The 23,050-nt window shown below is 39.8% G+C and carries 18 protein-coding genes and 5 pseudogenes; 7 read left to right on the top strand and 16 right to left on the bottom strand.

Annotated features, from left to right (window positions below):
- Window positions 1-10 precede the first annotated feature (10 nt).
- The 4 genes and pseudogenes from PCORN_RS06575 to pyrH all read right to left on the bottom strand — a co-directional run bounded on the left by PCORN_RS06575 (window position 11) and on the right by pyrH (window position 3,534).
- A complete protein-coding gene (locus PCORN_RS06575) occupies window positions 11-811 on the bottom strand; it encodes a phosphatidate cytidylyltransferase (RefSeq protein ID WP_036078678.1) in 801 nt (266 codons plus the stop codon).
- 12 nt (window positions 812-823) lie between these two features.
- A complete protein-coding gene (locus tag PCORN_RS06580) occupies window positions 824-1,582 on the bottom strand; it encodes an isoprenyl transferase (protein WP_036078681.1) in 759 nt (252 codons plus the stop codon).
- Between the two features lie 662 nt (window positions 1,583-2,244).
- Window positions 2,245-2,803 (bottom strand): annotated as a pseudogene (gene frr, locus PCORN_RS06585) (ribosome recycling factor).
- Window positions 2,804-2,805: 2 nt separating this feature from the next.
- Window positions 2,806-3,534, bottom strand: a complete 729-nt coding sequence (gene pyrH, locus PCORN_RS06590; RefSeq protein WP_036078683.1) for a UMP kinase — start codon at window positions 3,532-3,534, stop codon at window positions 2,806-2,808.
- Window positions 3,535-3,736: 202 nt separating this feature from the next.
- Between pyrH and PCORN_RS20765 the strand changes: the two genes are divergently transcribed.
- Window positions 3,737-4,009 carry a glycerophosphoryl diester phosphodiesterase membrane domain-containing protein gene (locus PCORN_RS20765; RefSeq protein WP_036078685.1) on the top strand — a complete coding sequence of 91 codons (273 nt, stop codon included), beginning with the start codon at window positions 3,737-3,739 and terminating at the stop codon, window positions 4,007-4,009.
- Window positions 3,975-5,525, top strand: coding sequence for a glycerophosphodiester phosphodiesterase (locus PCORN_RS20770; protein ID WP_277620170.1), 1,551 nt, complete (start codon window positions 3,975-3,977; stop codon window positions 5,523-5,525). The genes PCORN_RS20765 and PCORN_RS20770 overlap by 35 nt, the downstream gene beginning before the upstream one ends.
- A gap of 291 nt (window positions 5,526-5,816) precedes the next feature.
- Here the strand turns inward: PCORN_RS20770 and PCORN_RS06605 are convergent, their stop codons facing one another.
- From PCORN_RS06605 to PCORN_RS06635, 8 genes and pseudogenes are all read right to left on the bottom strand, one after another.
- A complete protein-coding gene (locus tag PCORN_RS06605) occupies window positions 5,817-6,131 on the bottom strand; it encodes a hypothetical protein (RefSeq protein ID WP_036078690.1) in 315 nt (104 codons plus the stop codon).
- Between the two features lie 26 nt (window positions 6,132-6,157).
- On the bottom strand, window positions 6,158-6,481 hold the full coding sequence (locus PCORN_RS06610; RefSeq protein ID WP_036078693.1) for an Imm59 family immunity protein: 324 nt from the start codon (window positions 6,479-6,481) through the stop codon (window positions 6,158-6,160).
- Window position 6,482: 1 nt separating this feature from the next.
- On the bottom strand, window positions 6,483-7,991 hold the full coding sequence (locus PCORN_RS20170) for a TNT domain-containing protein (protein WP_241433100.1): 1,509 nt from the start codon (window positions 7,989-7,991) through the stop codon (window positions 6,483-6,485).
- Window positions 7,991-8,281 carry a hypothetical protein gene (locus PCORN_RS06620; RefSeq protein WP_036078695.1) on the bottom strand — a complete coding sequence of 97 codons (291 nt, stop codon included), beginning with the start codon at window positions 8,279-8,281 and terminating at the stop codon, window positions 7,991-7,993. The genes PCORN_RS20170 and PCORN_RS06620 overlap by 1 nt, the downstream gene beginning before the upstream one ends.
- Window positions 8,282-8,283: 2 nt before the next feature.
- The gene (locus PCORN_RS19280; RefSeq protein ID WP_159102544.1) at window positions 8,284-8,436 is read right to left on the bottom strand and encodes a hypothetical protein; all 153 of its coding nucleotides are present in this window, start codon (window positions 8,434-8,436) and stop codon (window positions 8,284-8,286) included.
- 341 nt (window positions 8,437-8,777) lie between these two features.
- Window positions 8,778-9,662, bottom strand: coding sequence for a translation elongation factor Ts (gene tsf, locus PCORN_RS06625; RefSeq protein WP_036078697.1), 885 nt, complete (start codon window positions 9,660-9,662; stop codon window positions 8,778-8,780).
- 83 nt (window positions 9,663-9,745) lie between these two features.
- A pseudogene (gene rpsB / locus PCORN_RS06630) lies at window positions 9,746-10,532 on the bottom strand (30S ribosomal protein S2).
- A gap of 310 nt (window positions 10,533-10,842) precedes the next feature.
- Window positions 10,843-12,549, bottom strand: coding sequence for a multicopper oxidase domain-containing protein (locus PCORN_RS06635; protein WP_077913809.1), 1,707 nt, complete (start codon window positions 12,547-12,549; stop codon window positions 10,843-10,845).
- A gap of 545 nt (window positions 12,550-13,094) precedes the next feature.
- On the opposite strand from PCORN_RS06635, the pseudogene adhE reads away from it, so the two are divergent.
- From adhE to PCORN_RS06650, 3 genes and pseudogenes are all read left to right on the top strand, one after another.
- A pseudogene (gene adhE / locus PCORN_RS06640) lies at window positions 13,095-15,697 on the top strand (bifunctional acetaldehyde-CoA/alcohol dehydrogenase).
- A 177-nt stretch (window positions 15,698-15,874) separates the two neighbouring features.
- Window positions 15,875-16,471: a class I SAM-dependent methyltransferase gene (locus PCORN_RS06645; RefSeq protein ID WP_036078700.1), complete on the top strand. Its 597-nt coding sequence runs from the start codon at window positions 15,875-15,877 to the stop codon at window positions 16,469-16,471.
- Between the two features lie 87 nt (window positions 16,472-16,558).
- Window positions 16,559-16,972, top strand: coding sequence for a VOC family protein (locus PCORN_RS06650; protein ID WP_036078702.1), 414 nt, complete (start codon window positions 16,559-16,561; stop codon window positions 16,970-16,972).
- Window positions 16,973-17,061: 89 nt separating this feature from the next.
- Here the strand turns inward: PCORN_RS06650 and PCORN_RS06655 are convergent, their stop codons facing one another.
- Window positions 17,062-17,967, bottom strand: coding sequence for a sensor histidine kinase (locus tag PCORN_RS06655; RefSeq protein WP_036078704.1), 906 nt, complete (start codon window positions 17,965-17,967; stop codon window positions 17,062-17,064).
- Window positions 17,964-18,635: a response regulator transcription factor gene (locus PCORN_RS06660; RefSeq protein ID WP_036078706.1), complete on the bottom strand. Its 672-nt coding sequence runs from the start codon at window positions 18,633-18,635 to the stop codon at window positions 17,964-17,966. Before PCORN_RS06660 ends, PCORN_RS06655 begins: the two co-directional genes overlap by 4 nt.
- A gap of 142 nt (window positions 18,636-18,777) precedes the next feature.
- Here PCORN_RS06660 and PCORN_RS06665 point away from each other — a divergent pair, with 142 nt between their 5' ends.
- A complete protein-coding gene (locus PCORN_RS06665; RefSeq protein ID WP_036078709.1) occupies window positions 18,778-19,527 on the top strand; it encodes an ABC transporter ATP-binding protein in 750 nt (249 codons plus the stop codon).
- Complete coding sequence (locus PCORN_RS06670) at window positions 19,524-21,161, top strand: ABC transporter permease (protein ID WP_036078711.1); 1,638 nt, start codon at window positions 19,524-19,526, stop codon at window positions 21,159-21,161. The genes PCORN_RS06665 and PCORN_RS06670 overlap by 4 nt, the downstream gene beginning before the upstream one ends.
- A 309-nt stretch (window positions 21,162-21,470) precedes the next feature.
- Here PCORN_RS06670 and PCORN_RS06680 read toward each other — a convergent pair.
- Window positions 21,471-22,038: pseudogene (locus PCORN_RS06680) on the bottom strand (DNA-3-methyladenine glycosylase I).
- A gap of 22 nt (window positions 22,039-22,060) precedes the next feature.
- Window positions 22,061-22,994, bottom strand: a pseudogene (locus tag PCORN_RS06685) (aldo/keto reductase).
- Window positions 22,995-23,050: the final 56 nt, after the last annotated feature.

Below are 23,050 nucleotides of genomic sequence, written 5' to 3' on the forward strand. Positions count from 1 at the left end.
CACCTCTATTTTATAAAATTTGAAGTATATGTAGCAATGGCAAAAGAAGTGGTAAAACAAAGAGTAAATTATCGAACCGATCTAGTATTCCACCGTGTCCAGGTAACAATTTCCCAGAATCCTTCACGCCATAATAACGTTTCAATGCGGATTCCACCAAGTCCCCTAGTTGACCGAAAATGGAAAGTACAATAATTAAAGCTGCGATGACAAATGGGTTTCCATCCAATCCCATGTATAAATAATACCCGCCAGCGATTACTACTGCAAAAACAACACCGCCAACAAAGCCTTCTACCGTCTTATTCGGACTCACATTAGGCGCCAATTTATGCTTCCCAAGCGACCGACCAACAAAATAGGCCATCGTATCTGTCATCCAAACAATTAATAGCGCAAAAATAACATACTCTAGCCCCGCATTCCGCGTCTCGGCTAAATAATGGAAGCCCAACCCTGTATAAAAAGCCGCTAAAATACCAATTCCAACCTGATCAAAATGATAGCGATTCTTTGAAAATACCGTATAGGATAACAATAATGCCATACAAACAAAAATAATTTCCATTTGCGTGATATTATATTCCCGAAGCCAATCGATGAACCGTGTCGGCGCCGCAATCGTAAGTGTCAATACGAGCGTGATAATCCCGTTCACCGAAAACAGACTTTGCTTAGTCATCACTAAAATTTCATATAATGCGATCGCCGCTAGTAACATGCTAAGCAGTTCAAATGGCAATTTCCCATAGATCACAAATGGCAGGAACACCGCCAAAGCTACGATTGCTGTAATAATTCTTGTTTTCACAATATATCCTCCCTATAGGCCCCCGAAGCGTCTCGAGCGATTCTGATACTCCACAACCGCCTGCTTAAAATCACTTTCCGAAAAATCAGGCCAGTGCGTCTCTGTAAAATAAAACTCGCTATACGCAAGTTGCCATAACATAAAATTGCTGAGTCTAAGCTCGCCACTTGTGCGAATCAACAAATCTGGGTCCGACAAGTCCGCACTCATCAAGTGCTTCGCCAAACGCTCTTCCGTCAAATCCTCTGCAGTAAACCCAGCATCCAACAATTCCCGCATTGCCACCTGTGTCGCCGTAACAATCTCAGCCCGCGATCCATAATTCAGCGCAAAGTTCAAGACAAGCCCCGTATTACCTTTCGTTGCCTCCATCGCGCGCTCCACAGCATCCAGTGTATGTTTCGGCAACTCCTCTTTATAGCCCATCACATTCACGCGCACATTCTCTTCCATCAGCTCCGGAATAAACGTATCGAAAAACTCACCCGGCAACTTCATCAGAAAATCAACCTCATCATTCGGCCGCTTCCAATTCTCGGTAGAAAAAGCGTACAGCGTTAAAATATCAATACCTAGCGAATTCGCATAACGCGTCATACGTTTCACCACTTGCATCCCTTCACGGTGCCCAGCAACCCTAGGTAAGAAGCGTTTCTTCGCCCACCTTCCATTCCCATCCATAATAATCGCTACATGGCTCGGCAAAGGAAGTTCTGCTGAAATTTCATTATTTATCTCATTCTCATCTTGACGAAATATCTTCTTAAACATGTTCTTTCCTCCAATAGAATTACCAAGAGTCGGCACGTCTATACCTATAATAACAAAAATAACAGAAATTATGTACTATAACTTGCTCAAAGTAAATAAGAAATCCATGAGATTCGAGTTGTTAAAGCTTTTATGCGGTATTTCTTGCCGATTTAGAACTTCCATTTGCATGCGATGTAAACCACCGGTAGCTCTTATCAGACAATGCCCACCTCGAAATTTTAATAAAAATGAACGCATGACTCTTTCCCCCGAAATACTAAGAAATAACCGCTTCACGCATATTGAAAAAGCAATGTTTCGTGCCTCAATATGCGTGAAGCGGTGGTGGGATTCGGCAGGAATAGCGTCGCGTTTGACGCCTTTGTTGCGGCTCTTATGAGGCATCACTTGCCGATTTAGAGCCGCAATACGAGGGCGAATAAAGTGAGCATTCGTTCCTTGCCCTGCATCACGACTCGCATCTCCGATCCAGCTTCAAGAGCCAGACTCTCGAAATTTTCGTGCCCTCCACAAAAACCAAATGCGGGTTTTTACTGCGGCCCCTAACAAATAAATGGTTGTCAGTCTCGCGTTGCTCCACTGCCTATTGATTCACTAAATCAAACCAAACGACGGTTTGAAAGTTCATCAACATAAGCAGGCTCTTTCAGCACTTCTTTCTAGACCTCCATTATCTCTTCTTCTTTACTCTTCGCTATCTCATCAAGTTTCTTAATGCTTGCGTCTGTTAATTTTTGCACGTCTTCTGTGAAATTACGTAGATCGTCTTCTGTAATATCGCCAGACTTCTCTAATTTCTTCAAGTCATCATTTGCATCGCGACGTACGTTACGAATCGCAACTTTTGCATCTTCTGCTTTCTTTTTTCACTTCTTTTACGAGTTCTTTACGACGTTCTTCCGTTAATTGTGGAATCGCAATACGGATAACTTCACCGTCGTTATTTGGCATAATACCAAGATCTGCTTTTAAAATCGCTTTTTCGATGTCGCCTAGCGCTGTTTTATCATAAGGAGAAATCATTAGTAAGCGCGCTTCTGGAACGCTCACTCCTGCTACTTGGTTGATCGGTGTTGGTGCGCCATAATAGTCTACCGATACACGATCAAGTAGGGATGCATTGGCACGGCCTGCGCGAATCGATCCTAATTGATGTTGTAACGCTTGTTCTGATTTTGTCATTTTATCTTGTGCTTGTGCTAATACTTCTTTACTCATGTTTATTTCCTCCCTCTTACTATGGTTCCGATTTTTTCTCCTAAGATAACGCGTTTGATATTATTATCTGTTTCTTCAAACGAGAAGACAATCAATGGAATATCATTGTCCATACTTAGCGATGATGCCGTTGTATCCATGACTTGCAGATTATCTTTAATCACATCAAGATATGATAACTCCTCGTATTTCACTGCTGTATCATCCAATTTAGGATCAGCACTATAAACGCCATCGACATTGTTTTTGGCCATCAAAATAACCTCAGCCTCGATTTCAGCTGCGCGCAATGCCGCCGTTGTATCTGTTGAGAAATAAGGATTCCCTGTTCCCGCTGCAAAAATAACAACGCGACCTTTTTCCAAATGACGAATGGCTTTACGTCTAATATACGGCTCAGCAATTTGACGCATATCAATAGAAGTTTGAACACGTGTAGCTACACCAACGTTCTCCAGTGAATCTTGTAGTGACAAAGAGTTCATGACAGTTGCCAGCATGCCCATGTAATCCGCTGCTGCACGATCCATTCCCATTTCACTACCAAGCTTACCGCGCCAAATATTGCCGCCACCGACAACGATAGCAACCTCCACGCCAAGTTCTACTACTTCTTTTACTTGTTGCGAGATGGAGTTCACGACACGCGGGTTAATCCCAAACCCTTCCTTTCCTGCTAAAGCTTCACCACTAAGTTTCAATACTACTCGTTTATATTCTGGGGTATCCATATTGACCTCCATCTACTTTCTATTTGGCTCATTCCTAACACTCGGAATAATTCCATCATATTCTATAATACTAAAAAAAAAGCCTTAAGCAAAAGCATTTTCGTACAAATTTCAAAAATAATATTTTCCTACCCCTTTCAGACTACTAATTATTGTTAACTTATCGTATAATAAAAAGCAGAAATAAGGGGGAGAAATTGACATGAACACGATTAGAATTTGGCAAACCTTGAGGACTTCTTTGTTTTATACCCGTTTTAACTCATGGTACTACATAAAATTTGTATTTGTTTTACAAGCACTGATTCTTTTACTGGCCTTTCCGTTTTTGGCGCTGTTTTTCCACTTCATGACAACGTCACTTGGCTACGATAGTATTACCGATCAGAATATTTTAGAATTTTTAAGCAATCCGCTTGGGTTACTATTTGCTGTTATTTTTGGATTGTTGGCTTTGTTTTTTTATATACATTGAATTATCTGTTTTAATTCTTATCACCTACTACCATCAGCAACAGATTCCATTCACGATACGGATGATTCTACGCAAAATCTTAAGGCAGTCGAAATATTTATTATCTTACCAATTTATTATTTTCCTATTATATTTCGTATTGATTGTACCAATTGCAGGGATGGGATTGCATTCTGAATTAACTGACGGGATCTACATTCCCAATTTTATCGTGAACGAATTATTGAAATCCACGTCGGGCGCGATTCTTTATTTTAGTTTCATCGCCGTCGTGATTTACATTAATATCCGATTATTATTCTCGCTGGCGATTTTTCTCACTGGTGAATGCACGATTTTCCAAGCAATTAAGCGTAGCTGGGTCATAACTCGCTGGCAAACGTGGCGCATCGTAACAATTTTCGTTCTGATGTCGCTTGTAGCCACTGCCCTGATTTTCATCGCCTTTTTGATTTTCCTATTTCCGACTATTTTAACAGAACAGCTATGGGCGCCAGCAGCTCCAGTCGTTGCAGGAATTTCGTTGACGCTGAGTCAAATATTCTTTATTGTTGCTTTCACAATCGTACCTATTTACGTCGCACATGCTATCAATTTTATGTTTCTAACACGTGAAAATAGCATCATTCCGCGCTCGCAAAATAGAATTGTGAAGAAGCCACATCGGAAGTCTTTTTATTTCGTTATCACCGCTGGAATCATTGCCCTCATAACGATTAACGGTGTTTATCTGACTGAAGTCACGTACAGCGATAATACGCAAATAATCGCCCATCGCGGACTGAAAAGTGCAGGCGTCGAAAATTCGCTGGAGTCCCTTCATGGCGCCGCGAAAATCGGTGTCGATTTTGTCGAAATGGATATACTCGAAACAAAAGATCATCAGTTTGTCGTGTTTCACGATACGAATCTGAGGCGCTTGGCTGGTATAAACCGCAACGTTCGCGATATGACCTTAGCCGAACTGGAAAAAGTAACGATTCATCAGGATGGCTTCACATCAACGATTCCATCATTAGATGCGTATATTGAACATGCGAAAAAATGGAACGTGAATCTGAATATCGAGATTAAGACACACGGCGGTGAATCCAAAGATTTTCTTGCTAATTTTGAAAAAGTTGTTCAGAAATATGGCGTCGAGAATGATTATATTTATCAGTCGCTGGATCGTAATATTGTCGAAACCATTAAGAAACGTTATCCAGCGATGCGCGTCGGCTTTATTGTCCCGCTTAATTTCGGAAATCTGGTCAATGTCGATGCAGATTTTATCGTTATCGAGGAATTCTCCTTTAGCTCTAGCATGCAGAGACAGGCTCGTGAGCGTAATATGGACTTATTGGTGTGGACAATCACGACGCCAGAAGCAGCGCGTAAATACATGCTTGCAGACGTCGACGGGATCATCACGGAGATACCAGAAGAAGCTATGAAGGTACAAAATGATTTGCGAAACGACCAAGCAGTCAGTACGAAATTATCGGATGCGATTGATTTGTTGACTGGGAATTAGATAAAGCGAGGTATGATGGATTCTCATTGTATCTCGTCTTTTTGTGTAGCATCTTTATACATCATATCTAGACATTCAAAAAACCGCTATTCTATGCGAATAGCGGCCCATCTAAATCACTCAAAATATGACTTATTTTTTCACTTGATAAATAAGAAAATCATAAATTCGGCTTATTATCAACGGTTTTGTGCAACGAAAGGAAGATGTCCCCCATATGTCCCCCAGCAGGTTTTATTAAGGCATGTTCCTTCCTATTAAATATGAAATAGCAACGGCCTTTCAATAAATCTACTCATCTGAAACTAGTATGTCCCATATCTCCTGCTTTAATTCACCTAGTGGTTTATTTACTTTAGAACGTATCTCAAAATCATTATCCCAAAAATGAAATTCTGCCAATCCTGACTTTCCAGGAGACATGCTTTTATGCATTTGAAAAGTCTGTTTTATCATAGCATCTTCTGATTCATTCGCTGTATCTAAGTAAATTAGTATTTCTTTAATTGTACCTATCTGAGTACTCATTTCTACTGGCCCATACTTCTCTAAAATCCTTAACAATTCGAGATACATTTCCTTTAATCTTGCTGTTTTACTGTCCAATAAAACTTACTCCTTATCTTAGTCACTTAATTATCCCATAACGGGCAGGGATATTCAGGCGGCTCATTAGCTTGTACGTGTTCACGATTACTTAAAACTGTGAGTAGTATTTTATACATAAATTCTTTATATGCTTTCCAAAAATCTTCGAATTCACTCTTTCCAGAAACTGATGCACGTTCGCCGGTCATATAGACCTCAAATTTTCCATTCGTATACTCAATTCTAACCTGATATTCATCACGATGATTTTCTTGCCCGGCAAAAAGTGAATACTTTAATGCTGAGTACCCCAATAAGTTAATGTCACGCTGAATCATTTCTTTATATTCTTCAATTTTTGATTCCATCTCATTTTATCTCCTTCAAAAGACCTAATTTTTCATACCAATCTACAACTGTTCCAAGTTGTATTTGATTTCCTCCGCCTGCTCCAAATACTTCTGCTACTTTTCCTTGCTGTGGATTAGCTATATGTTCAAGAGTAAATTCAAATCTCTCCATACTTTTCTCTAGCTTTTGTCTATCCATAACATTCATATCATTATAAGCTTCTTTAACGCTGTCTAAGTTTATATCTTTCGTAACCTTATATTGATGATAAGGCTTCACACTCTCAGGATAAGGCAATCCTCTAGTATCATATTCTAATATTTTGCCGTTTTCAACTGGACTCGTAAATTTACCAAATGAATCGCCATATCTGTCAATAACCTGTCCAGCTTTCAATTTCGCATCAAACGTAATAGCTTTTCCAGTACTATCAACAACAAACCCATCTGCTCTTGGCCATTTTATATCGCCTGACTCATCTAGGTATTTAGGTGAGCGAACCAAGGCTCCCCATTTGGATTCATATGCTATTTCTCCATTTTCTAAAACGATTTTCTTAGGAGAGAAAGGCTTTACAACCGCTCCAACTTCTTCACTTACATTATTGACTTTAGAGCTAGCACTGACATCTTTCACATTTTTTATCTTACTGAAATCGTTAATACCTTTCGTAATACCGAACATACTAGCCAAAAAGATAGTAGTACTAGCTAATCCATAGGCATCTCCCTTTTTATAGGGTTCTAGATAGCTAGACACGATACCATCCCAGAACATGCCCATTGTTCCTGATGGGTCACTTCGCAAGTTTTTCATTAACATAGCGATGCTCTCTAAATGCTTTTCTGGATGTTTCAAGCTATCAAGCGCACTTTTCCCAAATCCAAAAATAGAATCCTTCGTAGACGCACCGATTTGACGTACTTTATTTCGATCATATTGGCGATAATCTTTTTCAATGATAGAGGCATGTGCGTGATCCATTTCCATGAGGCGTCGCATGTCTTGGCTAATTCGGTGCATCGCTTCGCCTTCATTTTGCTGTAATTGCGTCAACTTTTGCCTCAGGTAATCATCTAAGTCTTCCATCAAACCTTGGTTATGGCGCATCACCCACAATTCATCCGGATCATCTGGTACGCTTTCAATGCTTGACCGCGGTACGCGAAACACGTCGCTTTTTGCATCATCTAAGGCGTAGCCCTGCATTTCAGCCGCCTTTTTAAGCCCTCGAGCATCAATTAACATGTCCTGATTACGATAGGTTGGATTATCAATTGATTTAACATCGCCTACATATTTCTCCAAATAGGTGAAGAGCTTTGTCACGGTTCCTTTTTGTCTAGATATATCATCTCGGTGGGCGCCAAATTCAATAGTAAGCGCATCCGCTAATTTCCCTTTTTGCTTAGACACGGCATCCTGAACATTCACTAGGACACTATCCAGCGTTTCCAAGCTTGCTTTCATTTTATGCAGGGACGTCAGCGCTTCTTCTAATTCTCCCATATTTAGTTTAAAATCCATCAGCCTTTGCCTCCCAACTTTGCATCGGTTTCGATGAAAGCTCGCACCGCGGCTTGACTATCAACCAAGGATTGCTTTAGTTTCGTGAACTGGTCGGCTCTTATTTCTTGCACTAACCCTTCTTTTACTTCGATATAACGACTCATGAAATTGGGAGAAACCTGTTTATTTAGCTTATCCAATATGTGCTGAATCGTTGTCGCTTCGGCTTTAAACTCTGCTACTGCTTGTTCCCCGACTTTTAATTGCTTTAAAATCCAAGCGGTATCGATATCAATTTGTGTCGGCATCCTTATATCTCCCTCCGTAAAGCATTTTCTGTCTGCTCACAGTAAGAAATCATCTCTTTTGCTTCCGCTTCCATTTGATTAAGCCTATGTATCATTTTTTCCTCGGCTGCGTGATTTTCATCTTGAATCCCGTTTTTTTCTACTCCTAATCCCATCTACAATGCTCTCTAAACTGTGCTTTCTAGCAGATATCGCATGTCGAACTTGTTCGTAATGTGGCATAGGGCACTTCCTCTCGCGTTAGTATCTTCCACTATTTATTATAGCAAAGTTTTCTTATTTTGAAACCGGTGTTATTAAATTTTTTTACAATCAAATATTTCTTGACAAAAAAAGAAGCTATTGGATGGCTGAGAATAAGTAGCAAAAACAGAACTGGACAAAATTTTCTAGCAGAAATGCCCACGATCCAATGAATCTAAATGATTTTAGTTAAAATCTAAAAAACCGCTATTCAACGCGAATAGCGGCCCATCTAAATCACTCAAAATATGACTTATTTTTTCACTTGATTCATAACTTCCTCAACAAAGTTATCTTCTTTTTTCTCTAACCCTTCGCCGACTTCAAAGCGAACGAATGATTTGATTGTAGCGCCCTTTTCTTTAACGAATTGGCCTACAGTTACGTCTGGATTTTTAACGAATGGTTGATCTTCTAGGCTAATTTCGCTAAGGTATTTCGTTAAGCGACCTTCGACCATTTTCTCAACGATGTTCGCTGGTTTGCCTTCGTTAAGTGCTTGCTCTGTAAGGATTTTTCTTTCGTGCGCAATTTCGTCTTGAGAAACGTCATTACGTGAAATGTATTTAGGATTAATCGCTGCAACATGCATCGCAACATCTTTTGCAATCGCATCATCAGAAGTTCCTTCAAGAACAACTAATACACCGATACGTCCGCCCATGTGAATGTATTCGCCAAATGCATGATCCGCAACTTTTTCTTTAATTTCAAAACGACGAAGAGAAATTCTTTCACCGATTTTTTGAATTGCTTCATTGATGTAATCTTGTAAAGACTGACCATTGGGCATTTCTGTTTTTAATGCTTCGTCTAAATTATCTGGACGAACCGTTAAAATTTGGTTCGAAATATCTTTCACTAATTGAATGAATTGGTCATTTTTAGCTACGAAATCTGTTTCTGCATTGATTTCAAGTACTACTGCATGTTTATCATTGCTGACAACGCTTGTCATACCTTCTGTAGCGATACGATCGGATTTCTTAGCAGCTTTCGCAATACCTTTTTCGCGTAGGTAGTCGATTGCTAAATCCATATCTCCATCTACTTCTACTAATGCTTTTTTACAATCCATCATGCCTGCACCAGTTTTTTCGCGTAGTTCTTTTACCATTTGAGCTGTAACGTTAGCCATTTACAATTCCTCCTAATATAAAAATCTTTGAAAAAAGGTGATAAGAGATTGCCACTTATCACCTTGTTAGTTGTAAATCGTTTTTATGCTTCTGTAGTTGGTTCTTCAGCAACAGGAGCCGGAGCTGCTGCAACAGTTTCTTCAACAACTGGAGCTTTAACTTCTTCTACAGGAACTTCTTGCTCTTCACCTTGGTTTACTTCGATGATAGCATCAGCCATTCTAGCAGTCAAAAGTTTAACCGCACGGATAGCATCGTCATTTGCAGGAATTACGTAATCAATTTCATCTGGATCACAGTTTGTATCTACAATACCGATAATCGGGATGTGTAATTTACGAGCTTCTGCAACAGCAATACGTTCTTTACGAGGGTCAACGATGAACAAAGCATCTGGAAGACCTTTCATATCTTTAATACCGCCTAGGAATCTTTCAAGTTTTTCTTGTTCTTTCTTAAGTAGAACAACTTCTTTTTTAGGAAGGACTTCGAAAGTACCGTCTTCTTCCATTTTTTCGATTTTCTTAAGATGTTTAATACGTTTTTGGATTGTTTCAAAGTTTGTCAATGTTCCACCTAACCAACGATGGTTAACGAAGTATTGACCTGAACGAATCGCTTCATCACGAACGGAATCTTGCGCTTGTTTCTTAGTTCCTACAAAAAGGATTGTTCCACCGTCAGCAGATACTTCTTTCATAAAATTGAAAGCTTCATCTACTTTCTTAACAGTTTTTTTGTAAATCGATAATGTAGATACCATTTCTTTCTGTGAAGATATATTTCTTCATTTTCGGGTTCCAGCGACGTGTTTGGTGGCCGAAATGTACCCCAGCTTCTAGCAATTGTTTCATTGAAATAACAGGCATGTTATTCCCTCCTATGGTTTTATTTTTTGCGGACTTTTCCGCCCTCCACATGAATCAACCAGACAAAGACTTGTAAACAAGCACCCTTTGCACTGTCCTCAATGTGTGTGTGATGTTTTAACACCGTTTATTATGATATCACAGAATACCGCCTATGACAAGTGATTTGCAGTGTTTTATCTCGTTTATACAACAATGGAGAAGGTTACAGATTCCTACTAAATTTTTCACTTGCAAAATTGTTTGGCGTTTGTCACATAATTCAAGTGGACATTGACCTCATTTATCTATTCTATCCATTTCAGTAGTGTCATTCATGCGTGTGCCCAGAAAACGGCGTGTATACATTATCGTATTGCAGATGCATCATCATCCCATTGGTCGCGTGGTCAAGGTTATGACAATGATCCATCCAAATACCAGGGTTATCCGCCTTAAAAGCAACCTCATACGTCTCACCAGGTTTCACATTCAGCGTATCCGTCCACCACGGGCTTCCCGTTGTAGCAACTCCATTACGCGTCATTACCAACATCTTATGTCCATGTAAATGCATGGGATGATGACTGTAACTACGATTGACAAAAGTTGTTTTTACGATATCGCCCTCGCTGACCATCAACATTGGCGTATTCGGATACAGCTCGCCGTTAATCGTCCACAAATGATGCACCATACCATCAAAGAAAGCGAGTTTACTATCAAAAACCATCTCAAATTCACGGTCAAAACCAGCTGACATATCTAACTGACCCGCATGCTGTTCCCCATATTCCTCTGGCTTGAAAACTTCATCAGGAACTTCCATCGATGCTTTCGTTGTCGCCGTCGTAGATTGGAAAACCCAACCACCATTCTCATCTTTTGCATCAAATAAGCGCACCGCATGATTTGGCATCGTAAACGTGATATCCATCCGACCACCAGCTGGAATTTGTAAATACGTTTCTTTCAAATCAGTAGGTTTATGAATGGCGTTCCCATCTATTGCTGCGACTTGAAACGCGGTACCGTTCAAAATCAGTTTTTGCGGCTTATTGTGTGCATTCCCAAGACGGATTCGTACATCAGTACCCGGTTTGATTTTTTTCGGTATCGCCCCATCTCCAGAAAGAATCGCACCAGATGCATCAATGTATTTCGGCGCCACAAACCCAACAAACTCTAACTCCTCTTTCGCCTGTATCTTCGGTTCTACAATGAGTGAACCAAATAAACCATGACCCACCTGCTCCGATGACTGATTATGCGAGTGGTACCAGAACGTTCCAGCCGTATCCGCTTTAAATCGATACGTATAGCTCTCGCCAACCGCCACAGCTTTTTGCGAAATATCAGGTACACCATCCTCGGCGATAGGAACATCGTAACCATGCCAATGAATCGTGACACCGTCCACAATATTTTTATTAGTCAACGTTACTTCGACAACATCGCCTTGTGTCACTCGAATTGCTGGCCCTGTCAACTCCCCATTAAAAAGCCACAATTCTTTCTTTGTCCCATCAGGAACTTCCATCCTCTTTTTCGCCGCTGTAAAATGATAACGTTTCGTAACAGCTGTCGCATCAGGTCCAGTCAGCGTCGTCACGTCAATCGGCTCCTTCACGCTCGTTATTTTTCCACCGCCCCAATCCATACTCGCCTCGTGCCCATTCACCTGCATCGCGGTCGCATTATATACCAAGGAGCCAAAAATAAACCCAGCAATAACAAGAATGCTCCCCAAAACAATCCATCGCATTAGGAAACGCCCACCAAGCCACCTATCCCAAACACATAATAGGAAGAAAATCAGAATTGGCAACCCAAAACACTCAAAATACATCCATCTATCTGGAAAAGAAGGAATTTGAAAAGCGATCATGAATACCGCAAACCAACCCACAAAAATAGCATAGCGTTTAACTAGGCGATCCCACATTTCCTGCTTCCTAAAAATCGCTAACAAAATAAACGGCGAAAAAACCATCGGCGCGAGCATCCCAAAAAATTGACCGTATAAATTCCCAACCAATACTCACACTAGTAGCTAATGCCACGGCAAACCAAACAAACAAAAGAAGTACATTCACCATAATAAGCCAACGCCCACCTCTAAAAGGAAGAATCGACCATAGGATAGCCATCCCCACTAAAAACAATACTGAACTCCCAAAAAAACATCATATACATCGTTATGTAACCCCTTTTTCTCTATTAGTGCCACTCCTCATCAAGTATACTATATAATGCACAATCTTTCTTGGAAAGCTCTGTTCCTTTTCTGAGAAACCGCTAAGAAACATATTAAGGGAAACTTCTCCTTTTCTTAACTCATCTAAGTCAAATCTATCACGCCCATCTTGTTTAGATATGCCTATTTTCCTATTTTAATAACCAAGTGAATGTTTTCACAATAAACACTGGACAAAGAGTTTGTGAAGTGTTACACTTACTTTGTAAATAAGAAATCCAAAAAGATGACGGCGAGTCGACCGCCGCAATTTTTTTTGAAATAAGAGGGACGTTAAATGTCACTAAAGGACGTTTTTAGTCCCAATACTATTGGAGGGTTCACAAATGGCAATGAAAGAAAAAGCTGTTAATGAAGAATTAGAGGTTCAAAAAGTAATTGATACACTAGCAAGTAACGGGCAAAGCGCACTAAAAGCGTTCGCCGATTTTGACCAAGAAAAAGTAGATCATATCGTTCATGCAATGGCTCTAGCTGGTCTTGACCAACATATGCCACTTGCTAAATTAGCGATTGAAGAAACTGGTCGCGGAATCTACGAAGATAAGTGTATTAAAAACATTTTCGCAACAGAATATATTTGGAATAGTATCAAAGCAGACAAAACAGTCGGCATTATCCATGAAGATAAACAAACTGGTGTGGTTGAAATCGCAGAACCAGTCGGTGTTATCGCTGGGGTAACTCCGGTTACGAATCCAACATCGACAACACTTTTCAAAGCGATTATTGCCATCAAAACGCGTAACCCAATCATTTTTGCCTTCCACCCAAGCGCTCAAAAATGTTCTTCTGAAGCCGCTCGCGTTGTATACGAAGCAGCAGTTGCAGCCGGCGCTCCTGAACATTGTATCCAGTGGGTAGAAAAACCATCCCTAGAAGCGACAAAACTATTGATGAACCATAAAGATGTAGCGCTCGTTCTTGCTACAGGTGGTGCGGCAATGGTTAAATCAGCGTACTCTACCGGTAAACCTGCACTTGGCGTTGGTCCTGGTAACGTTCCAGCTTACATCGATAAAACAGCGAAAATCAAACGCGCAGTGAACGACTTAATCCTATCTAAAACGTTTGACCACGGTATGATTTGTGCTTCTGAACAAGCGGTAATCGTCGACAAAGAAGTCGCAAAAGCCGTAAAAGATGAAATGGAAGCGAACAAATGCTACTTCGTTAAAGGCGCTGAGTTCAAAAAACTAGAAAGCTATGTCATCAATCCTGAAACACACGCGTTAAATCCAAATGTAGTCGGTAAATCCCCTGCTTGGATTGCAAACGAAGCTGGTTTCAAGGTTCCAGAAGATACAAAAATGCTCGTAGCTGAAATTACAGGCGTGGGCGATGCTTACCCTCTATCTCATGAAAAACTAAGCCCAGTCCTAGCTTTTATTGAAGCAAAAGACCAAGCACAAGCCTTCGATCGTTGTGAAGAAATGCTCGTATACGGTGGTTTAGGTCACTCAGCTGTTATTCATTCTACAGATCGCGAAGCACAACTTGCATTCGGTTTACGCATGAAAGCTTGCCGTATCATTGTGAACGCACCATCTGCTCAAGGCGGAATCGGCGACCTTTACAATGGCTTCATTCCTTCCCTAACACTTGGTTGCGGATCTTATGGTAAAAACTCTGTATCACAAAACGTTAGCGCAACAAACCTTTTTAAATGTGAAACGTATCGCAGAACGGAGAAATAATATGCAATGGTTCAAACTGCCACCAAAAGTATTCTTTGAAAAATATTCTACACAATACTTGCAAAAAAATGCCTAACATCGAACGCGTATTCATCGTAACTGACCCAGGCATGGTTCAATTTAAATACGTTGACGTTGTTATCGAACACTTGAAAAAGCGTGGTAATGACGTGTCCTACCAAGTATTTGCAGATGTAGAACCAGATCCTTCTGACGTAACAGTTTACAAAGGCGCAGAATTAATGAAAGACTTCAAACCAGATTGCATTATCGCACTTGGCGGTGGTTCGGCAATGGATGCTGCCAAAGGAATGTGGTTATTCTATGAACACCCAGAAGCTTCATTCTTCGGCTTGAAACAAAAATTCTTAGATATTCGCAAACGTACGTTCAAATATCCTAAACTTGGTGAAAAAGCGCAATTTGTTGCCATTCCTACTACATCTGGTACAGGATCTGAGGTTACTCCTTTTGCGGTAATTACAGATAAAGAAAATAACATTAAATATCCACTTGCAGATTACGAGCTAACTCCGGACGTAGCAATTGTCGATGCACAATATGTTATGACAGTTCCTGCTCACATCACTGCTGATACAGGTATGGACGTATTAACACATGCGATTGAGTCTTACGTTTCCGTTATGGCAAGCGACTATACACGCGGATTATCTCTACGTGCGATCGAAATGGTTTTTGAATCATTACGCGCTTCTGTACTTGATGCGGACGAAGATGCTCGTGAAAAAATGCATAACGCGTCTGCTATGGCTGGTATGGCCTTTGCCAATGCTTTCCTAGGAATTAACCACAGTTTAGCACATAAAATCGGACCTGAATTCCACATTCCTCATGGCCGTGCGAATGCAATCCTTATGCCACACGTTATTCGTTACAATGCAACAAAACCTAGAAAACATGCGTTGTTCCCAAGATATGAATCTTACCGTGCAGACCAAGACTACGCACAAATCGCTCGCGTGATGGGCTTCCCTGCTGCGACAACAGAAGAAGGCGTGAAATCACTCGTTGACGCGATCATCAGCCTTGGTAAAGATTGCGGAATCGACATGAGCTTGAAAGGTCAAAATGTTGATAAGAAAGCATTTGACGCAGTGGTTGATACACTTGCTGATCGCGCGTTCATGGATCAATGTACAACTGCAAATCCAGTTCAACCGCTCGTTTCTGAGTTGAAAGAAGTTTATATGAACGCTTATAAAGGTGTTTAAGTTATAAATAGTTGAAAAGAGCAGCCCTGCCTTCAGGGTTGTTCTTTTTTCGGCTACAATAAGTTTACATAATAATATTATTGTAACCTTATTTATCGATATTCCCTCAATTAATTGCGAAAACGAACCATTTAAACTATACTATTGACTTATCATGTAGCAGAGGATGCGATAGAAATGGAAGAGAACATTTTTGAAACAATAGCCAAGAAATATGATAGTCCAGAGCGAATCGAACTCGCGAATATTATTGCCCGCAAAGTTAGCGAAGAACTGATACAATCCAAGGATAAGACCCTGATTGATTACGGTAGTGGAACAGGTTTAATAGGTTTACAAATTGCCGACTCTGTTAAAACCGCTATTTTAGTTGACTCCTCCGAGAACATGGTCGAGATAATAAATAATAAAGTAGCGGCAAATAAGACTCCAAACGTCAAAGCATTCGTTGCGGATTTCACCAAAGATATGATTGAAATAAAGGCGGATATAATACTGGTATCTCTCGTTCTTTTACACATTCCGGATACTAAAGTCATTTTAGAAGAACTTTACGAAACACTCAATACGGATGGCAACCTTATCATCATCGATTTCGATAAAAATCCTAATGTTTACCATCCAAAAGTTCACAACGGTTTTGTGGCGGACGAATTAGAGGCACTACTAACTAGCGTAGGATTTAAATCGACAGATATCCAGCCATTTCACCATGGCGAGAAATTATTTATGAAACATGATGCCACACTTTTTATCGCGGTTAGCAAGAAATAAAATGTGTATATTAGTAGATTTCTACATTCATTTATTCTATACTGTCCCTATCACCTCGCGTGAAAAACGTTTTTAGGAGGAAGTAATATGCCAAATACGATACCTTATTTACAGTTCAACGGGAATGCCAAAGAAGCGTTAGATTTTTATGGTGAGGCTTTCGGAGCTACATCCACAATGGTGCAAACATACGGCGAAATGGGAGATTCTCGCGGTGACGAAGTACTGGCTAACCGCCTTGTTCATGCACGATTAGAGAAAGATGGTGTTGAATTACTATATTTCTCTGATTCTTATGTTGATGAGACATTAGTACCTGGTAATGTGCTTTCTGTCGCATACATGTTTGATGATGAAGCCTCGCTAAAAAGCACATATGAGCTATTGAAAAATGGTGGTCACATTTCTATCGAGCTACAGGAAATGCCATGGGGTGGCGTTTACGCAAAAGTAACCGATAAACTCGGCGTTGAATGGCAACTTAACTGGCAAAAAAATTAATTCGAGCCAACATAAAACCACCAAATAACAAATTTTCTATGAAGGATAGAGAATACGTCATTCGGTGGTTTTTCATTATAATTTGTGTCTTAATCAAAAAATGATTTCTTGAATATTACTTTAAATGTTGTCATGGGCTCATTTGAAGCTATAACCTCGCCACCAAGTTTACCTATAATTTCTTTGCTTAAAAACAAGCCCATTCCAGTTGACTTCCCAAACTCTCTCGTTTTACCAGTGTAGCCACGTTCAAAAATTCTCGGTAAATCACTACTCGCAATTGGATTCCCAGTATTTTTAATTTCAATCCCAACAACCGTTTCGGATTCAAAGGTCGTAATAAAAATACACTCCCCATCGCCAGCATACTTCAAGGCGTTCGATATAATTTGCTCTATTACGAAAGAGGCCCAAAGTTTGTCTGTTAAAACAGGTCCCATATCCGCAAAATTTAGATCCACTTCTAACTTCTGACTTATAAATAAATTAGCATACTGTTTCAAAAGCCTCTCAATCAACATCCGCATATCCACGTTTTCCAAATGAAGATCCTCATAAAAACTTGTATATTTCGCATAAAAAAGCATCTGATTAATTTTACTTTCTATTTGCACTACTTGCTGTTTTTGCTTACCGTCAACTGAAAGAGCTAGAACAGTCAAAGGAGTCTTAATATCATGCACCCAACTCGTCATAAAATCAATAAATTGCTGATTATTAAGCTCTTGATCCAATATTTTTTCCCGATATGTTTTTTGTTCGTTCTCGAGTTGTTCCTTAAACCGTTCTGCTTGCATGCTTACTGGTACATCCCCTTTTTCCTGGAAAAAGCGGTATACTAAATACGAACCGAAGAGTATCATTGGCAAAATCATGGCATATAAAAAATCTAGACTGAATGCTGTCCCTAGCAAAAGCCAAACTACGCCTACCCCTACCATAATACAGAAAATAAACACAGTGATGATTCCAAGCTGTTTCCGTATAAAATTCATAGCCGGTAGCCCATGCCGCGCACCGACTCAATGTATGATTTCCCCGTTAAATCTTCTAGCTTTTTTCGCAGACGGCTCACGTTTTGCGTCAACGTATTTTCACTAATGAAGGCTGCATTTTCCCACAATATCTCCATCAACTGCTCTCGTGAGTGGACTTTTTCTGGTGCCTGCATGAATGTTCTTAAAAGTAAGCCCTCATTCTTAGTTAGAGCTACCGTCTTATCATTGCATGTGACCGCCCAATTATCTATATCTAGAGTGACATTTTGGTATACTAAATCCGTTTGTCCATTATAATCATAACTTCTTCTCAGTAAAGCTTGGACGTTCGAGACTAAAACATCGAGGTTAAATGGCTTTTCTATAAATAAATCTCCACCTACTGTAACGCTCGTAATCTTACTCATTGGCTCATTTTGCGAACTTAGGAACAAAATCGGCATCTTTGAAAACTTTCGAATCTCTTGTGCCCAATAAAATCCATCATATGCCGGCAATTTAATATCTAGAATGATTAAATCAGGTATATTTTCCTTCACCTGGTTGGCAATTTCTGTATAGTTGTCGTAAATAACCGCTTCATATTGCCATGCTTCAAGCTTTTCTGCTATTTTTTCAGCAATAGCCCGTTCGTCTTCTACAATTCCCACCTTAAATTTCTTCATTATTTCAAATCCTTCAATTCATTTTTTTCATTATACCATGGGAGGTGACAAATTTGTCATGTAAAAGTCATCTCTTTCGGTTTCTTCATTGCGATAAAAAAGCTATGATTAGTCTATAAATAACGAATAAAGGAGTTAAACAATGATTACAGTACAAAATTTACAGAAATCCTACAATCATCAACTTATTTTACGCAATTTATCCTTTCAAGTTCAAACAGGAGAATTCATTGCCATTATGGGCCCAAGTGGTTCAGGTAAGACAACCCTACTTAACACGATGTCGACATTAGATACGTTTGATGCAGGAAGAGTCTTGATTGACGAATCCGATATTACCGTCATGAAACAAGCAGAACGCCGACTTTTGCGACGAGACAAAATCGCTTTTATTTTCCAACATTATAACCTGTTAGATACATTTACCGTGAAAGAAAATATTTATCTTCCATTCACACTAGCTGGTAAAGTCACACCTGAGCTAGATGGCCGTTTCCATGAACTTGCTGAGAAATTAAAAATTTTACCACTAATCGATAAATTTCCTGCCGAGCTTTCTGGTGGTGAAAAACAGCGTGTAGCTGCTACACGAGCTTTCTTGGGAAACCCAAAAGTTCTTTTTGCAGATGAACCCACTGGTGCACTTGATACAAGAAGTGCTACTGCTATGTTGGAAATTCTTGCAGAGCTCAACCAAGTAATGGGGACTACCTTATTGATGGTGACACATGACGGACGCGCAGCAAGCTTTGCCAATCGTGTCATCTTTATGGTTGATGGCGTCATTGTCAATGAGTTTTATCGCGGAGATAAGAAACAAAGTGAATTTTTTGATGAAATTGCAGAAGTTTCACATCGTTTAGGTGCGATAGAAAGTGCAGGTACCCCATGAATTTGCTGAAGCTATCTTGGAAAAGTATTTTGAGAAGACCAATGAACCACTTTATTTATGCTTTATCGCTACTAATAACCGCATTTATTAGCAACACTTACTGGTCGATTCAAACAAATAAATCAGTAAATGAAGTGATTCAAAGTAAAGAATCTTTCGGAACAGCTTTGACTATTGGCGGAATCATCGTCTTCATTTTCTTAATAATACTCGTTCTCTACACCAATCGCTTTTATATTACTGTGCGTGAAAATGAACTTGGAACATACCTTCTATTTGGAGAAAGTAATTTTTCATTACTTAAATTGCTTTTTACAGAACAACTACTCTTTGTTTTTACTGCTGGAGTGGTCGGAAATTTATTGGGAACACTCTTTTCAAAACTATTCGGTACCATCCTTGTCCGGATGATGGGCTATGAGAATCAAGTAGCTATTAATATATCACCGGAGCCAATCTTAGTTAGTTTTGCATTGCTTATTATCGCTGCTATTTTGGTCACTCTATTTAATATTCGTCGTTTCTCTAAAATATCGTTAGTATCTCTTTTTACAGGGAACTCTGATGTTCCAAAAGTGAGAAAGGGCAATGCTTTTCTGGCATTTTTAGGTGTGTTTTTAATTATCGGTTCGCTAGTTTACTCCACTCAGACATCCTTAGATTCCACCATCCTGATTTTATTTGCTTCATTCACGCTTGGTGTTATTCTCTTTATAAACCAGACCTTGACATGGTACATCCATTACAAAACAAGGAGTAAGGGTTATTTTATCAAGTTAGACATGATTTCCACTGCTTCTTTACGGAGCAAATTACCAAGAAATACGTTTCAACTAACAATGATTACACTTTTATCCAGTATGACACTATTTTTAGTAACCTTTTCTTTGATTAATTTGGAAACGCAAAAAGTAGTGCCCAGGACGCATTTACCCGATGATTTCTTGTATAGCTATGTAGATAAAGCAACGGAAAACAAAATACAACAAACGTTTGGAGGAGAGATAAAAAATCATAAACTGTTTGATACGATCGCAATAAAAGCTAGATCTCCCATTGATTCAGCCTTCACTAATTCCTTACAATTCGGAAATAGCGGTTATATTATGAGTTTATCTGCTTACAATAAATTGCGGGAGTTTCGTGGGGAGGAGAAATTAACTACTTCGCTTCAGAATAACGAGGCCCTTTCCTTCTCTAGAGGCTCCGACACCGTAAATTTAAATGTCGATTTTAATATCCAAATTGGAGCAACACAAAAAACATTGCACGTTATCGAACGGTTAGATGCGACTATGATTGGTTGGCGAAGTGACATCGTGCATACTGATGGGGAAAAACCACCTACATTTGTAGTAAGTGATATTTATTATTCGCAGGCAAAGTCCTATGACCACATTCAGAAGTTCTCAACCTTTCTCTTGAAAGAACCTACGAAACAATTGGAACGTATAAAAATCGCTGTTTCGCACTTACCAAAGAATACCTACTACTCGGCGTATGTCATTCCGTATACTATTAATGTCGAGAGCGGCGCCCTTCTTCTTTTCGTATCCACCTTTTTTTGCTATTATTTCATTTATGGCTTTGGGGGCAACGATTTATTTCAAACAATTACAAGAAGCCTATGCTGATAGACCTCGGTTTAAGCTATTGAAAGAGCTTGGTGCAGATGAAGCAGTATTGCATAAAAACATTAGAAAGCAACTAGCGATTCTTTTTATAGCTCCTAGTCTATTAGGTACTGCAGAAGCATTCGCGCTAACAGTCCCGATAATAAATGAAGTAGATTCTATTAATGTAATTGGCTTCGTTTCTGGTTTAATTGGCGTTTTTCTACTCATTTATCTTTTATTTTACTTTAGCAGTGTGGCCATATACAAACGTATTACATCTTGATAAAATGAAGGGGCTATCAATCAACATTACGTAGCCCCTCATTCTTATCGATTCTCTGTGTGATACGGACAAGTAATCACGTGATCATCAATCATCCCAATAGCTTGCAAATACGAATAAATAATGACTGGTCCGACAAAGATAAAACCGCGTTTCTTCAAGTCTTTACTAATTCGCTCAGATAACTCGTTTTTAGCTGGCATTTGCGACATATCCGTCCAATGATTTATAATTGGCTCTCCATCAGAATATCCCCAAATATAATTAGCAAAAGAACCAAATTCCGCTTGCACCTTTAAAAAAAGCAATGGCATTTTTGCGGACTCCACCAATTTTAAGTTTATTTCTGACAATTTCTGCGGTTTCGCGTATCTGTTCTAGCTCTTCATCTGTCATCAGTGCACATTTATCTGGATCAAATTGATGAAAGGCTTCTTTGTACGCAGCTCGCTTATTTAAAATTAGCCGCCATGAAAGACCCGCCTGCGCCCCTTCTAAATTCAGCATTTCAAATAAATAGTGCTCGTCACGACTTGGCACGCACCACTCATTATCGTGGTAAACTTGCTCGACACTATCATTCATCGCCCATCCACATCGTTCATGCTGCATCTTGCATCCTTCTTTCTATCTGTTATTTGAATAAAGCCCGAACTCGCTCTACTTCTTCATGCATCAAATCCGCGTCTAACGTTTTCATGTTGGCTCTAACTTGTTCTGGGCTCTTAGCTCCTGGAATCACAACATCAATACCGTCAATACCGAGCGTGGTCGCCAAAACAATATTGGCAATGGAGACGTGGTGCTTATCAGCTAACGCTTGGAGGCTGTTTACTTTTGCAATGGTATCAAGATATGCTTGTCCCTGGAAATGTGGGCGTTCTTTTCGGAAATCTTGAGGTGGATTATTCGCTGTGAATTTCCCTGTTAAAAGACCACTTGCGAGCGGTGTGTAGGGTATGAAAGATATTCCATGCTCCTTGCAATAAGGAATCATATCGTCCTCTAGTTCAGGATAAATGAGCGAATATTTATCTTGCACGACATCAATGAACCCATCTTTATTCGCTAACTCCAAAGCTTCCATACTAAAATTAGACACGCCTATCGCGCGAATTTTGCCCGCCTCTTTTAATCGTTGTAAAGCCCCAACCGCTTCATCGGGTGGCGTCACTCCATCCGGGAAATGAATATAAAATAAGTCAATATAATCTGTTTGAAGACGCTTCAACGCGATATCTACCGCTTCTATTAAGAACACCGGAGAATTATCTAATTTAATCCCACTATCCGTCACGACATGGGCGGCTTTCGTTGCAAGAACAACATCTGAACGACGACCTGTCTCGGCTAAGATTTCACCAATTAGCTCTTCCGAACGCCCTAATCCATACATGAACGCACTATCAAAAAAAATCTGCACCTTCCGCCAACGCCACGCGTATCGTTTCTCGACTCACCTCTTCATCGATATTTTGAAATAAATTGTGCGCCCCAATCGTATTTGCTCCAAAGCCAATCGGTGTGACGCGCAGCCCAGTTTTACCAATCTCTACCCGTTTCGCCATTCTCCAACAACCTCCCTAATCTATCGCTATATCTCATGATAACATAAAAAAACATC

Origin of the sequence: Listeria cornellensis FSL F6-0969, from assembly GCF_000525855.1 — a bacterium.
Taxonomy (GTDB): Bacteria; Bacillota; Bacilli; order Lactobacillales; family Listeriaceae; genus Listeria_A; species Listeria_A cornellensis.